We start from the raw sequence: 12,624 nt of genomic DNA on the forward strand, positions 1-12,624 counted from the left end.
GGGCGGGTCAGGCCGGCGGGGCGGGGCGGGGCGGGGCCGCTCAGGCCGCCACTTGGTCGGCGTCGAGGATGGAGTAGGCGTAGCCCTGTTCGGCGAGGAAGCGCTGACGGTTCTGCGCGAAGTCCTGGTCGACGGTGTCGCGGGCCACCAGCGTGTAGAAGCTGGCCGTGAGACCCGACTCCTTGGGTCGCAGCAGGCGGCCGAGGCGCTGCGCCTCCTCCTGTCGTGAGCCGAACGACCCCGACACCTGGATGGCGACGCTCGCCTCGGGCAGGTCGACCGAGAAGTTGGCGACCTTCGACACGACGAGGATCTTCTCCTCGCCCTCCCGGAACGCCTGGAACAGCCGCTCCCGCTCGGCCACCGGAGTCGCCCCCGTCACCTGAGGGGCCCCGAGCTCGGCGGAGAGCGTCTCGAGCTGGTCGAGGTATTGGCCGATCACCAGGATGCGCTCGCCGCGGTGCCGCTCGATGAGCTGCCGGGTGGCGTCGAGCTTGGCCGGTGCGGTGGCGGCCAGACGGTAACGTTCGTCGTCGGCGGCGGCCGCGTACTGCATCCGGTCGTCGAAGGGCAGGTCGACCCGCACTTCGAAGCACTCGGCGGGGGAGATGTAGCCCTGGGCCTCGATCTCCTTCCACGGGGCGTCGAAGCGCTTGGGGCCGATGAGGCTGAACACGTCGGACTCGCGGCCGTCCTCCCGCACGAGCGTGGCCGTGAGGCCGAGCCGGCGGCGGGCCTGCAGCTCGGCGGTGAGCTTGAACACCGGGGCGGGCAGCAGATGCACCTCGTCGTACACCACGAGGCCCCAGTCGAGGGCGTCGAGCAGCTCGAGGTGGGCGTAGGCGCCGCGGCGCTTGGCGGTGAGGATCTGGTAGGTGGCGATGGTGACGGGCTTCACGTCTTTGACGAGGCCGGAGTACTCGCCCACCTCGTCTTCGGTGAGGCTGGTGCGCTTGAGCAGCTCGGCACGCCACTGGCGGGCCGAGACCGTGTTGGTGACGAGGATGAGCGTGTTGGCCTTTACGGCGGCCATCGCCGCCGCGCCGACGAGGGTCTTGCCGGCACCGCAGGGCAGCACCACCACGCCGGAGCCGTGGTCGGCGAAGTGCTCCACGGCGTCGCGCTGGTACTCGCGCAGGTGCCAGCCGGTCTCGTCGAGGTCGATGTCGTGCGGGGTGCCCGGGGTGAAGCCGGCGAGGTCGTCGGCGGGCCAGCCGAGCTTGATGAGCTCCTGCTTGAGCTGGCCGCGGGCCCAGGGCTCGATCGTGTAGGAGCCGTCGTCGCGCCGGCCGGTGAGGAGTGGGGCGACCTTCTTGGAGCGGACCACCTGGGTGAGCACCGCGGGGTCGGTGCTGCGAAGCACGAGGGTGGTGGGGTTGGGGGCTTCGGGTGCGTCACCGGCCGGGCCGGCGGGCGTGGCGTCGTCGCGCATCCGCTCGATCACCAGGGCGCCGTAGCGGCCCATCGTCTCGGCGATCTCGAGCGACACCGACTGCGGCACCGCGAACTTCGACCAGCGGTCGAGCACCGCGAGGATCTCGTCGGCTGTGTGCCCGGCCGCTCGCGCGTTCCACAGCCCCAGCCGGGTGATGCGGTAGGTGTGCACGTGCTCGGGCGCGCGTTCGAGCTCGGCGAACACGGCGAGCTCGTGGCGCGCGGTGCCGGCGTCGGGATGCGCGACCTCGAGCAGCACGGTGCGGTCGCTTTGGACGATGAGAGGGCCGTCGGGCATAACCGTCGATTCTACGCCGGTCTGCTGAGGGGCGGGCGGATGCGCGGGCCGCGTGCGCGGCCCACTCACCTCGCGGCTCAGTCGGTCGTGGTGAGCGCCGTGATGCTGGAGAGCGGGATGGTGCGCTCGACGCCGGCGCGCAGGTCGAGGCAGCGCAGGCGGCCGTTGGCCACGCTGAGGGGGGTGACGTCGAGGTGGCGGCTGGTTCCGTCGGGCAGCTGCACGTCGATCGAGGCCGAGGCGCGGGCCCGAACCGCCTGGTCGAGACGGCGGGCCATCCACGCGGAGTCGTCATCGGTGGCTGCCGTCGAGGCGATGAGTCGATGCGCGAGGTCGAGCGCAGTCCGGGAGAAGGTGGGGCCGGTCGCCGCGGCTACGGTCGCGGCCGGGCGAGAGGGAGCGACGCGCTCGCGCGTGAAGGAGAGCGGCTCGCCGGTCGCGCTCTGGGCCAGGGCCGGATAGCGGGCGTCGAGCAGCGACCAGTAGACGGTGGATGGCTCGATGCGGCTGACGAGCACGGTCGGCGCCACCCGCTCAAAGCCCAAGGGGAGGAGGTCGTTGTCGATCGCGAGCGCGTCTGCGAGCGCGGGTTCGGCCGTGATGACGCGAGCGCGAGCGTGAGACCGGGGCGAGCCGGGATCGGTGCCGTTTTCGGCGCGCACCCTGATCATCCCGTGCCGTCGACCGCCCTCGGCAATGAGGTAATCGAGCGCCTGCGGCACCCCGGTGAGCGAGAGGCCGGCGAGAAAGGTGCGCAGCGACTCGGGTGTCTCGCCCTCGGCGAGGGCGCGGTCGATGGACTGCTGGGTGACGCGGTATCCGGATGCGAGACCGCGGTTCTCGAGGTCGGCCGCCCGGCGCAGGCGGGCGTCGAGTTCGGGGGCGAGCGGTCCGGGCGAGATGACGGTGAGGTCGTGCTGCACGTAGACCTGCGTGACCTCGGCGGGCAGGAGCGCGGCGAGGGACTCGAGGGATGCGCGGGGTGCGGCGGGCTGGGGCGCGGGTGGTGGGTCGGTGAGCTGTGTCGCGGATGGTGGGTCAGTGGGCTGGGGCGCGGATGGTGTCGCGGCGGTGCTCGCGTGGGCGGCGGTGTGCGGGTTGAATCGTGGGCTGGTCGGCTGGCTGGGTGTGCTCGCGAGTGCCTGGAGCGCGGCCGCGCCGAAGGCGGTCGGGGCGGAGTCGGTGTCGGTGTCGGCGAGCAGGCCGAGCAGCTCGGCAGACGAGGTGACGGCGTCCAGTCGGGCGATCATGGCGTCGTCGGCGGCCGGATGCCGTGACCGGAAAGCGGCGCCGAGCGCGTCGGCCGTGGGCCAGGTTCCGTCGGATGCGAAGCCCGCCAGGGTGCGAGTGGTGGGGGCGTCGAGCGTGCCGAGCCAGGCGGTGGCGAGTGCGAGCCAGCGCTCTGCGGCGGGAAGGAGGTTCCAGGCGTCGGCCTCGCGGGTCGACCACAGACGGTCGTCGATGCGGGAGACGAGCCCGGCCGCCTCGGCGATGTCGACGAGCGGGGCGAGCTCGTGGGGCTCGAGCGCGAGGGCGGGGGAGAGGCGGCGTTCGTCGGCCGCGGAGAGTCCGCCGCGGGCGAGGAGCCGCAGCGGGGCAGAACGCAGGCGGTGGCCCAGCTCGGAGACCGCGGAGATGGCGGCGAACGCGCGCTCGCCACCCCGCGCATCCGCGGCGCTCGTGGTGGTGGTGGCGACCGCTGGGGTGGTGTGCGGGGCGGGTGCGGCGGCGAGCACGGAGGCGGCGACGTCGCGCACGGCGTCGAACACGTGGGGTTCGGGCTCGGAGACACCCAGCGCCACCGCGGCGCCCTCGCCTTCGGGGAGCCGTCCGGCGGCGAGCTGCTCGATGTCCTCACGGGGGAGGGGGCGCAGCGCGGCGCGGATCGAGTCGGGTTCGAGGAGGGCGTCGGCGAGGTCGAACAGGTCGTGCAGGCCGCTCCGGGTCACCTCGCGCTCGGTGAGGACGGCCGCGAGGCCTTCGGGGCCAAGCGCGCGCAGGCGCCGGGCGAGGACGAGCGGATCGCTCATCGACCCCCGCGAGCGTCGCGCAGACGGCGACGGGTGCTCAGCACGAGCAGGATGATCATGAACACCAGACCGATGGGCAGACCGAACAGCGGCAGCAGGATGATGGTGCGCCAGATGCTGCTGTCGAAGTCGCGCACCCCCACGAGGGTGGCGATGATGATCGCCAGAAACGCGAGCACCGACAGACCGATCGCCGACGCTACCATGAACGCCAGAGTGCGTTCGGCGCGGCTCGAGGGCGTCTTCTCTGCGTCAGTCACGACACCAAGGATACGGGCACCGGTACGATGGATGCGCCGCGAGCGGTATTCGCGGCGATTACCTGAGGAGATTCACGATGCCCACCGGCAAGGTCAAGTTCTACGACGAGGAGAAGGGCTTCGGGTTCATCCAGACGGATGATGGCCAAGAGGTCTTCCTGCACGCGTCCGCTCTGCCCGCCGGCGCGTCGGTGAAGAGCGGCACCCGGCTCGAGTTCGGCATCGCCGACGGCAAGCGCGGAGCGCAGGCGCTGTCAGTGCGGGTGCTCGAGGCTCCGCCCAGCATGGTCAAGCTCTCGCGCAAGCCCGCCGACGACATGGCCGTCATCGTCGAAGACCTGGTGAAGGTGCTCGACTCCATCGGCGCGGGCCTCAAGCGCGGCCGCTACCCCGACAACGCGCACAGCCGCAAGATCGCCGCGCTGCTGCGCCGCGTCGCCGACGAGCTGGACGCGTAGTGGGCTCGGAGGCCGAGCCCGCTGCGGGTGCCGACGCGCCCGAGGGCGCGGCCGAACTGGTCGCGGGCGAGGCTGGCGAGGCCGGGACCGCCGAGGAAGTGGTCGAGGTGGTCGAGGCTGAGGCGGTCGTTGAGGTCGTTGAGGCTGAGGCGGTTGTCGAGGTCGTTGAAGTCGTCGCGGCTGTCGAGGTGGTCGATGAGGCCGAGGCGGATGCTGAGGTCGAGGCCGTCGAGGTGGCGCCGGTCGTCGACGAGGTGCTGCTCGCATCCGTCGACCTGGCCAGGGCAGCTCTGCTCGAGATCACGCCTGCCGCCACGGTCGGCGAGGTCGTGGGTTCGATCGCCGAGGCCGACCACGTGCTGAGTCTGCACTTCGCTTCGAAGCTCGCCGGCTACCCGGGCTGGCACTGGACGGTGACGCTCGCCCGCGTCGATGAGCAGACCGAGCCCACCGTGCTCGAAGTGGAGATGCTCCCGGGCGAGGCCTCGCTCGTGGCGCCCGACTGGGTGCCGTGGTCGGAGCGTCTCGCCGAGTACCAGCTCGCCCAGGAGCTCGCCGCCGCGATCGCCGCTGCCGAGGCCGAGGCCGGCGACGACGAGGACTCGGACGAGGACGACGATTCGGATGAGGATGACGACGAGTCGGATGAGGGAGACGAGTCCGATGACGACGAGGACTCGGATGATGACGAGGACTCGGATGACGACTCCGACGAGGACGACGACGACGACTCCGATGAGGATGACGACGACTCAGACGACGACGACGGCTTCGACGAGGACGACCTCGACGACGAGTCGACCGACCTCGACGATCACGTCACCGACGACGACGAGCTGACCGGCGACTCCGACTCGGACTCGGAAGACGACGACGACCCGCACGCCGAGGGCCCGCAAGACCTCCGCTAGCGACCACTCGGTTCCGTAACGCAAGAATCGCGCCCACCGACGCCCATACGGGCTTGGTGGGCGCGATTCTTGCGTGAGCGAACGCGAGCGCCGGCCGTTCAGGCGGAGAGGTGCTCCACCACGTACTCGATCGAGCCGATGAGCTGCCGCACGTCGGACGGCTCGATGGCCACGAAGGTCGCCACGCGCAGCTGGTTGCGGCCGAGCTTGCGGTAGGGCTCGGTGTCGACGATGCCGTTCTGGCGCAGCACCTTCGCGACGGCGGCCGCGTCGACCGCGTCGTCGAAGTCGATGGTGACGACCACCTGCGACCGGTGCGCCGCATCCGCCACGAACGGATGCGCGTACGACACGCCCTCGGCCCAGTCGTAGAGCGCCGACGACGACTCCGTGGTGCGGGCGGAGGCCCAGGCGAGGCCGCCGTTGTCGTTGATCCAGGAGATCTGGTCGTCGAGCAGCAGCAGTGTGGAGACGGCCGGAGTGTTGAGGGTCTGGTTGAGGCGCGAGTTGTCGACCGCGTTCTTCAGGCTGAGGAACTCGGGGATGTAGCGCCCCGACGCCGCGATGCGCTCGACGCGCTCGAGCGCGGCCGGCGAGAACAGCGCGAGCCAGAGCCCTCCGTCGGAGGCGAAGTTCTTCTGCGGGGCGAAGTAGTACACATCCGCCTCGGCCGCGTCGAAGTCGATGCCGCCCGCCGCGCTGGTGGCGTCGACGACCGTGAGCGCGCCCTCGTCGCCGTGCACGCGGCTGACCGGGGCCATGACGCCCGTGGAGGTCTCGTTGTGCGGCCAGGCGTACACGTCGACGCCCTCGAGCACCTCGATGGAGCCGCGCGTGCCCGCATCCGACTTCACCACGTGCGGGGCCTCGAGCCACGGAGCGCCCGCAGCCGCGGCGAACTTGGAGCCGAACTCGCCGAACGAGAGGTTCTCGGCGCGCTTCTCGATGAGGCCGAACGCCGCAGCATCCCAGAACGCCGTCGAGCCGCCGTTGCCGAGCACGACCTCGTAGCCCTCGGGGAGGGAGAACAGGGTGGAGAGACCGGAGCGCACCGAGCCGACGAGGTTCTTGACGGGCGCCTGGCGGTGGCTGGTGCCGAGCAGGGAGGCACCGCGGGTGACGAGGTCTTCGAGCTGCCCGGGCCGAACCTTGGAGGGGCCGCAGCCGAAACGGCCGTCGACGGGCAGGAGTGAAGCGGGGATCTGGATCTCGGGCATGGCTCCCATAGTAGTGACGGGACCGGCGGGGAGGGCCCGGGTGTCGGCCGGAAACACTAGGGTTGGTGAGGTACGCCTCACCAGGCCTAGGAGTATGCAGTGACTGATCTGATCGACACCACGGAGATGTACCTCCGCACGATCCTCGAGCTCGAGGAGGAGAACATCACGCCGCTGCGCGCCCGCATCTCGGAGCGCCTCGGTCATTCGGGCCCCACCGTCTCGCAGACGGTCGGGCGCATGGAGCGCGACGGCCTCGTGGTGGTCTCGGTCGACCGGCACCTCGAGCTCACCGAGGTGGGCCGCCGCAAGGCGATCTCGGTCATGCGCAAGCACCGGCTCGCCGAGCGTCTGCTCTCCGACGTGATCGGTCTCGACTGGGAGCTCGTGCACGACGAGGCCTGCCGTTGGGAGCACGTGATGAGCGAGCAGGTCGAACTGCGCATCCTCGACATGCTCGACCACCCCACCGAGTCGCCCTACGGCAACCCCATCCCGGGCCTCGACGTGCTGGGTGACGCGGCTACCGGGCCGTTCACGAAGGGCGTGGTGAACATCGTCACGCTCGTGCACGGTGCCGTCGGGCCGCAGACGAAGGTCATCCGCCGGCTGGGCGAGCCCGCGCAGGTCGACCCCGAGCTGCTGCTGCAGCTCAAGCAGGCGGGTGTGGTGCCGGGCAACTCGGCGGCGTTCACCGCGGCGGGTTCCTACGTTCTAGTCGAGGTCGAAGGTTTCGACGAGGGGCTCGAACTGCCCAACGAGGTCGCAAGCCATATATTCGTTGGCATCTAGCCTGATCGCGCTCTCTCAGGCGTTACGGAATTGTTAAAAAGACCGCCGGGGAAAGTGACAAAGCGGTAGCGCTCCCGTATCCTCGAACGAGTTCACCCGCCAACCCACGGCGATGAACCCGGGCTGAGACACCTCGATTCCCGTCTCTCGGCCGCAGAACCAGCACGCTGAATCACGTGTGGACGGGAAGCAGTCCCTAGCTGCGAGAGGTGCCGGAGGACGAATCTTGGCCCTAGACGGCGAATCGCTCGACACCGAGCAGAGCACCACCCGACCCGACCCTGCCGCCCCCGCAACGCGCCGCGAACTGCGCATGCGCGAGGCGGCCGCCACCCCGGCCGTGCGCCGTACCGACCTGGCCGTGGCCTCGGGCGCAGCTGCCCGCACCGCCGGCCCGTCGAAGGCTCTCGCGGTCGCCGCGAGGCCGGCCGCCAAGCCCCGCTTCAAGCGCCCCACGAAGAAGGGTGCGCTGAGCGCGGTCGTCATGACCTTCGCCGCAGCCCTCATCGCCACCATGGCCCTCCCCGCCTACGCGTTCGGCGGCGGCGGCAACTTCGACGCCGGAGTCGCCTCCGAGGCCACCATCACCGGTGAGCAGACCCTCGTGGTGCCCGATGCCTCGGCCGCCCTGGCCGTGAGCCGCGACAACTACAAGGCCCCCACCGCCGAAGAGCTCGCCGCCGCCCGCGAGGCCGCTGCAGCCGCCGTGCGGGCCACCGAGGCCGCCGCTGCGGCCGCTGCCTCGGCCTCGGCGAAGAGCGCCGTCACCGGTGGAGCCTTCACCGTGAACCCGCCGTCGGGTGCCTACAGCGGCGCCGCGATCGTGGAGTTCGCCGAGCAGTTCGTGGGCAAGGTGCCCTACGGTTCCGGCGCGAGCCCCGACACGAGCTTCGGATGCGACGGCCTCACGCAGTACGTGTTCGGCCAGTTCGGCATCTACCTGCCGCGCACCGTGAGCAACCAGGCCGCCATGGGCATCCCGATCTCCCCGGCCGACGCGCAGGCGGGTGACCTCATCATCTGGCCCATCGGTCACGTGGGGATTTATGACGGAGCCGGCGGCTCGATCGACTCGCCCGACTGGGGTCGTTACGTGGAGCACCGGCCGCTCTGGGGCAGCTACTACTTCGTCCGGATCGTGTAAACACTTCGTTACCGGCACATGAAACGGCGCGCCCCGCTTAGGTGGCGCGCCGTTTCTGTCGTACTCTGAGGCTCTGATCGATCCGAGAAACCGGAGAGCCTGATGACCGAGCGAGAGAGCGTCCGCACCACGGACAGCCTTCTTTTGCTCGTGCGCAGGCACACGAGCGGTCTCAGTCAGAGCCAGATAACTGGTCTCCTGAGCAAGGCGCTGTCATTGTGACGGCGCCTTTTTTGTTGCCCGCGCGAGCTCCGCATCCTGGATCGACCGGTGTGTCATCGAACACCTGCAAGCCGTGCAGGTGTCTTCGAAAGGGAGAACATGCGAACACTGGTACTCAACGCAGGATATGAACCGCTCGGCGTCGTGTCGTTCAAGCGGGCCCTCGTGCTGGTCTTGAACGACAAGGCACGTGTGCTGGCGAGCGACGACGCTCATCCGGTCTTCGGAATCTCGAGCGCCTTCGATCGGCCGGCGGTCATCCTGCTCACCCGCTACGTGAAGGTGCCGACGAACCGGATGCTGCCGGTCTCGCGCCGGGGCGTGCTGCGCCGCGACGGGCAGCGCTGCGGGTATTGCGGGGCGTCGGCCACCACCATCGACCACGTGCAGCCCCGCTCGCGCGGCGGCAAGGACACCTGGGAGAACCTGGTGGCGTGCTGCCTGCGCTGCAACAACATCAAGGGCGACCGCACGCCGGAGGAGATGGGGTGGGCGCTGCGCATGACGCCGCGCATGCCGCACCAGTCCGGATGGACGGTGAAGGGCGCGGAGAAGACCGAGCCGCAGTGGGAGAGCTTCCTGCCGATGGCGGCGTAGCACGGCCGCTAGACTTGGGCGGTCAGCCTCTGTAGCTCAATGGAAGAGCAGTTCCGTCCTAAGGAAAGGGTTGGGGGTTCGAGTCCCTCCAGGGGCACCGTTTTGCGAGGTCTCAGATCCCAGTAATCACGCGGGTCTGGGGCCCTTCTCCTTCTCTCGGTTACGGCGTTTGCCCACACTTTGCCCACACTTTTCCGGCGTCGCAAATAGCGGGTCGCCAAAACCGTACCATTATTGGTACGGTAATGGCGGAAAGGTGAGCGAATGGGTTATCGCCAGGATCTGTGGGAGATCGCCGCGTCGCGCAACGGTGTGGTGACCCTTGCCGAGGCCGAGGATGCAGGTGTGCCCGCAGTCGAGGTGCGGAAGCTTGCTGCTCGTGGCGCGCTGCACGCTTACGGGCAGGGCGTCTATGGGCACCGCGACGTGCCGAAGACGCCGTTCGCTCAGCCGACGATCGCCGTGGCTCTAGCGGGCGAGGGGGCATTCTTGCACCGCGAGTCCGTTCTCGATCTTTTCGGCTTCGGCCAGTTCAACCCACCGAAAGTGCGTGTGGGGACTCGGCGTCGGGTGAGGCGCGCTCTGCCGGACTGGATGGAGCTGGAGAGCCGACCTGACTTGCTCGACGAGGATCTCACTACCTACGAGGGCGTCGTGGCGACAACCGTTCGGCGGGCGCTTGAGGACATGCGGGATCGGATGCCGCCCGACAGGTGGGAAGCTCTGGTCGACGCTGCGCTCAGGAGGGAGCTGATCGGCGAGCGTGAGGCCACTCCGTGGAAGGCCGCCTCGGCATGAATGAGGTCACGCCACCGCTGAACGTCACACAGCTCAACGATCGGCTCGCGCAGGTCGCGGCGGCGTTGGACATCCCCGTCGCGCGAGCACGGGTGATGCTGTGCACGCTGATCGTGTCGCAGATGCTTCCTGATGCTGTCGCGGTCAAGGGCGGAATGGGTGTGAAGTTACGACTGGGGGAGCGGGGGACCCGGGCCACCTCCGATCTCGATGTCTCCACGCGAGTCCGCGGCGAAGAGTTCGAGCAAACATTCCGCGCCCGTCTGGCTGAGGGGTGGGGAAGCGTCCCAGCCTCGAAAGGCGAGCTGCGGCGGAGTCTGCATGCACCGGATCGTGTCGCGTTCACCGCGACCGTGCGGGCAGTGAAGCTCCATGATCCTGGGCTCGCCCGCCCGGAGTATGTGATGCATCCATATCGAGTGTCGATCGCGTTCCTCGGCAACGCGTGGGGCGCGCTCGACGTGGAGGTCTCTGACCCAGAAGTCGATCCGTATCCGCACGCGGCGATGGAGATCGACGGGGGACTGGTGCAATTCGGCGCCTACTTTGGATTCGGTGAGCTCCAGCCAGTCGAGATGGTCGAGTTGGAGTACCAGATCGCGCAAAAGATCCATGCCGTCACCGACCCCGCCTACGTGCGGGCACACGACCTGGTCGACCTCCAGCTGCTCTGGAACGTGGGCCCCGATTTGCCGAGCCTGAATAGCCTCTGCGTACGCACGTTCGATTGGCGACGACAGCAAGCTTGGCCGCCGCTTCCCGTGCGGCCCATGGGCGGATGGGAGCTCGCCTACTCCGACGCGCGCGCGGAAACCGAGGTCGACGGCCGGACGCCGGTGCTGTCGGATGTCAACGCTGCGCGCGAGTGGCTGCGTCAGATTATCCACGTCATTGAGTCATCGACTGACGGCGTCACTAAGGACGCTTGATCTGGCACCCCGCGCAGCCGTGGGCGTCGCTACGCCAGGTTGATCGCCCAGCTCTTGCCGACGCTCGCTTCGCGTGCTGCGTCCTGCATCTTGGCGGCCACCATCTCGAGGTCGTCGTCGAACAGATCGCCGTAGGTGTCGAGAGTCATGGCGGCCGAGGCATGGCCGAGCATCCGCTGGACAGCCTTCACGTTCGCGCCGCTGCTGATCGCAAGCGACGCAGCCGTGTGTCGAAGGTCATGCGGGGTGAGGCTCGGGAAGTCGGGGTTGGCCTGTTGCGCTCGGCGGACAGCGTTCACGAACCATCCGTCGACCGAGTCCGGTGACTTCATGTGGAAGGTGCCGCCGCCGAACACGAGCTGCGTGGGTCCCTTGTCTGCGCACTGCTCGGCGAGGCCCGTGCTGAGCAGCTCCGGGTAGGGCACGGATCGGCGCTCATGCCCCTTGGTCGTACCGAGGTGGATAATGGCGCCAACCTTCACGGCGTTCTCCTCGACGTTCAGCCGGCGCCGGAGGAAGTTGATGTGCCGCACGCGCAGCGCGGTCGCCTCTCCCCACCGGACGCCCGTGTAGGCGAGGCAGAGCACGAGCGTCGGATGCGCCGACAGACCGGCGAGGGTGTGCACCTGGTCGTGGCTGAGGTAGACGCGATTCAGCTTCCCGGTCTTGCGGGGCAACTTCACTCCGCGCGCCGGGTTCCGAGGAAGGCGACGGTCGGTGACGGCCATGTCGAGGATGCCTGCGAGCACGCCGTGCGCCCGGATCACTACGGAGGCCGATCGACGGCCCGCAAGTTCGCTCACCCACACCTGCACCTCTGAGGGAACGATGGTGGAGATCTCGCGGTGCCCCCATCGCTCTGCCACGTGCACGCCCCATGCGACCTCGAGCGGCTTTGACGATGAGGGCTTCAGCACCAACTTCGAGCGAAGCCACAGCGGAGCGAGGTCGCCGACCGAGACGCGAGCCAGAGCCGGATCGATGTAGTCGCCGGCCGCCTTCGACACCGTCACCGACGCGAGGAACAGCTCGGCCTCACGCTTGGTCTTGAAACCTCGCTTGTCGGTCTGAGCGTGATCCGGCTTCCGGTACCGCACGCGGTATCGCTTGCCTTGCGAGGTGCTGTACGGGGTCACGCTGCCTGCCATCTAGCCACCTCAACCTTCTCCGCCACCCGCGTCGCCGTGGTTCGCCGCTTATCCCTCCGGTCAATTCTGTAACGGACGGGCGACATTAGAGCGTCGCTCGTAGGGGGCATGTTCTTGGCCCCCTGTACTGCATGGGATTAGGTTGCATGCGCGACTCCGGATCGAACCTCTGCGTTCGTGGGTATTCCATTGCCTGTTCCTCGGGCGGGAATAGGCAATGGAACGGTTTGTCCCTCTTCTCGCCTGCGCCACCGCCACTCCCGCACAGGGCGCGCTTCCCAACCTCCCCCAAACATCGTTGCTGTCTGACGGAGGTTGGGAAGTGTCGGCGGCGGTTGAAAACTGGACAGTTGTGGCGGTGAAAAGTGAACACTCGACGATTGGAG

12 protein-coding genes and 1 tRNA gene are annotated in these 12,624 nt (G+C 68.8%); 8 read left to right on the forward strand and 5 right to left on the reverse strand.

Going from position 1 to position 12,624, the window contains the following annotated elements; genetic code table 11:
- Positions 1 to 40: 40 nt before the first annotated feature.
- The 3 genes from N1031_RS13135 to N1031_RS13145 all read right to left on the reverse strand — a co-directional run bounded on the left by N1031_RS13135 (position 41) and on the right by N1031_RS13145 (position 4,022).
- On the reverse strand, positions 41 to 1,732 hold the full coding sequence (locus N1031_RS13135; RefSeq protein WP_259480141.1) for a DNA repair helicase XPB: 1,692 nt from the start codon (positions 1,730 to 1,732) through the stop codon (positions 41 to 43).
- Between the two features lie 77 nt (positions 1,733 to 1,809).
- The gene (locus tag N1031_RS13140) at positions 1,810 to 3,762 is read right to left on the reverse strand and encodes a helicase-associated domain-containing protein (RefSeq protein WP_259480142.1); all 1,953 of its coding nucleotides are present in this window, start codon (positions 3,760 to 3,762) and stop codon (positions 1,810 to 1,812) included.
- The gene (locus N1031_RS13145; protein WP_259480143.1) at positions 3,759 to 4,022 is read right to left on the reverse strand and encodes a hypothetical protein; all 264 of its coding nucleotides are present in this window, start codon (positions 4,020 to 4,022) and stop codon (positions 3,759 to 3,761) included. The genes N1031_RS13140 and N1031_RS13145 overlap by 4 nt, the downstream gene beginning before the upstream one ends.
- A 77-nt stretch (positions 4,023 to 4,099) precedes the next feature.
- Between N1031_RS13145 and N1031_RS13150 the strand changes: the two genes are divergently transcribed.
- Complete coding sequence (locus N1031_RS13150) at positions 4,100 to 4,480, forward strand: cold-shock protein (RefSeq protein WP_259480144.1); 381 nt, start codon at positions 4,100 to 4,102, stop codon at positions 4,478 to 4,480.
- Complete coding sequence (locus N1031_RS13155; RefSeq protein ID WP_259480145.1) at positions 4,480 to 5,391, forward strand: DUF3027 domain-containing protein; 912 nt, start codon at positions 4,480 to 4,482, stop codon at positions 5,389 to 5,391. The genes N1031_RS13150 and N1031_RS13155 overlap by 1 nt, the downstream gene beginning before the upstream one ends.
- A gap of 98 nt (positions 5,392 to 5,489) precedes the next feature.
- Here the strand turns inward: N1031_RS13155 and serC are convergent, their stop codons facing one another.
- Complete coding sequence (gene serC, locus N1031_RS13160; protein WP_259480146.1) at positions 5,490 to 6,608, reverse strand: phosphoserine transaminase; 1,119 nt, start codon at positions 6,606 to 6,608, stop codon at positions 5,490 to 5,492.
- Positions 6,609 to 6,707: 99 nt separating this feature from the next.
- Here serC and N1031_RS13165 point away from each other — a divergent pair, with 99 nt between their 5' ends.
- The 6 genes from N1031_RS13165 to N1031_RS13190 all read left to right on the forward strand — a co-directional run bounded on the left by N1031_RS13165 (position 6,708) and on the right by N1031_RS13190 (position 11,090).
- Complete coding sequence (locus tag N1031_RS13165) at positions 6,708 to 7,400, forward strand: iron-dependent transcriptional repressor DtxR (RefSeq protein ID WP_259480147.1); 693 nt, start codon at positions 6,708 to 6,710, stop codon at positions 7,398 to 7,400.
- Between the two features lie 226 nt (positions 7,401 to 7,626).
- On the forward strand, positions 7,627 to 8,544 hold the full coding sequence (locus tag N1031_RS13170; RefSeq protein WP_259480148.1) for a C40 family peptidase: 918 nt from the start codon (positions 7,627 to 7,629) through the stop codon (positions 8,542 to 8,544).
- A gap of 321 nt (positions 8,545 to 8,865) precedes the next feature.
- Positions 8,866 to 9,363, forward strand: a complete 498-nt coding sequence (locus tag N1031_RS13175) for an HNH endonuclease (protein WP_259480149.1) — start codon at positions 8,866 to 8,868, stop codon at positions 9,361 to 9,363.
- Between the two features lie 25 nt (positions 9,364 to 9,388).
- A tRNA-Arg gene (locus tag N1031_RS13180) sits at positions 9,389 to 9,460 on the forward strand.
- A 167-nt stretch (positions 9,461 to 9,627) separates the two neighbouring features.
- Positions 9,628 to 10,161 (forward strand): type IV toxin-antitoxin system AbiEi family antitoxin domain-containing protein, encoded by a 534-nt coding sequence (locus tag N1031_RS13185; RefSeq protein ID WP_259480150.1) that lies wholly within the window; start codon positions 9,628 to 9,630, stop codon positions 10,159 to 10,161.
- Positions 10,140 to 11,090 (forward strand): nucleotidyl transferase AbiEii/AbiGii toxin family protein, encoded by a 951-nt coding sequence (locus N1031_RS13190; RefSeq protein ID WP_259480151.1) that lies wholly within the window; start codon positions 10,140 to 10,142, stop codon positions 11,088 to 11,090. The genes N1031_RS13185 and N1031_RS13190 overlap by 22 nt, the downstream gene beginning before the upstream one ends.
- A 29-nt stretch (positions 11,091 to 11,119) precedes the next feature.
- Here the strand turns inward: N1031_RS13190 and N1031_RS13195 are convergent, their stop codons facing one another.
- A complete protein-coding gene (locus tag N1031_RS13195) occupies positions 11,120 to 12,238 on the reverse strand; it encodes a site-specific integrase (RefSeq protein WP_259480152.1) in 1,119 nt (372 codons plus the stop codon).
- Positions 12,239 to 12,624 lie beyond the last annotated feature (386 nt).

Origin of the sequence: Herbiconiux moechotypicola (assembly GCF_024979255.1) — a bacterium.
Classification (GTDB): Bacteria; Actinomycetota; Actinomycetes; order Actinomycetales; family Microbacteriaceae; genus Herbiconiux; species Herbiconiux moechotypicola.